The sequence below is a fragment of the Kitasatospora sp. NPDC091257 genome (assembly GCF_044757675.1).
Classification (GTDB): domain Bacteria; phylum Actinomycetota; class Actinomycetes; order Streptomycetales; family Streptomycetaceae; genus Kitasatospora; species Kitasatospora lactacystinica.
In genome coordinates this window covers 1-1,372 of record NZ_JBIVVI010001716.1, presented here as the reverse complement: position 1 = coordinate 1,372, position 1,372 = coordinate 1, and the positions used below count along the sequence as shown (strand labels likewise).

Here is a 1,372-nt window from a genome sequence, read left to right as displayed (position 1 = left end):
GGTGGGTGTCCGGTCGCCAGTCCGGCGACGAGGACAGGTGGATCGGGTGTGCCAGCACCGTCGCGTCGCCGGGGAGGGCTTCCGGGACGTCACAGGCGTAGGCCGCGGGCGTGTCGGGGGTCCACCACGCGGTGCCGGTGCGGGGCAGGAACACCGACAGCGCCATCCGGTCCGCGGCCTTGACGGTGCGGTCCTGGTCCCGGGGCCGGACCCGCAGGGTTAGCTCCTTCAGCGGTTCGCCGGGCGGCAGGTGCACCAGGACCAGCACCAGGCGGCCGCCCGACCGGAACTCGCCACCCACCGGCCCGTTCGCCTGGTAGGAGCCGGTCACCGCCAGCGGGTCCGTGGCGCCCGTCGCCAAGGGGTCCAGCCGCAGGGCTGCCAGACCGGCCTTGAGGCCGGCGGCCCGCTCGGCCTTGCCGGTGGTGGTGAACACGATGCCGTCGGCCGTGGCGACCTCGGTGCCCGCGGCGACGCTGTCGGTTCCCGCGTCGAGGGTGAAGCGGACCCTGAGCTTCGCGGGGTCGGACAGCCGGTAGAGGTGGGCGGGGTCCAACGCGTCGTCGCCCGCCGGACGGACGTGGTGGACGCGGGCCATGCCCGCCGAAGCGGCGAGCGCCCGGTCCTCGTAGTCGCCGGGGACGACCGCCCGCTCGGGGACCGGCGAGCCGAGCGGGCGCCGGACGGCACAGTCCTGGAGGGACTCGGCCTCGGTGCCACCGGTGGCGGGGGCCGGATTGGTCACCGCGCAGATGTACGGCAGGGGCTTGCGCAGCGCGGTGACGGTGCGGGCGGCGACGTTCCCCACGGCTCCGCCTCCGGTGCGGTACCGGGGTGCGCGCACCAGGGCGCCGGCGGGCAGTGGCGCACCGTGCCGGCGCGGGCCCCGTTCTCCGGGCGTGTCGACGGAGAAGACGGCCTGTCCGGTACCGGGCACGAGGGTGAAGTGCCAATCCTCGGGGCCGGAATCGGCGAGCGAGGCGACCCAGGTCCAGGTCCGGCGGTGCCCGTCGCGTTCCGCCTCGATCACCAAGGGTTCGGTGGGGTGGAGCGTCGGCGGCCGCGCGAAGCACAGCCGCTCACCGGCCACGCCGGTGGCGGTTCCCAAGGCCTCGTCCACCACCGTGCTGCCCTGGACGGCGGCCAGCAGCGTGGTGAGGACCGGTCGGAGCACCACGCTCTTCAGCGGGTACACCAGGGGCCGCAGGTAGCGGAGCAGACCGACGTCGGCCAGCCGCCACACCGCGCCGGCCCCGTCCTCCGGGAGGATCCGGTCCACCGGGGCCGCGTGCGCCACCAGGAGGGCGGGGGCGTGCGTCGGCGGCATTTCCAGGGTGAACCGCGCCTCGCCCTGGGGGCCGGTGTCCTGTGC

At 75.7% G+C, this 1,372-nt stretch carries 1 pseudogene; it reads right to left on the bottom strand.

The annotated features are described in order from the left end of the window. Positions 1–1,372, bottom strand: a pseudogene (locus ACIQOV_RS41500) (hypothetical protein); the annotation flags it as partial.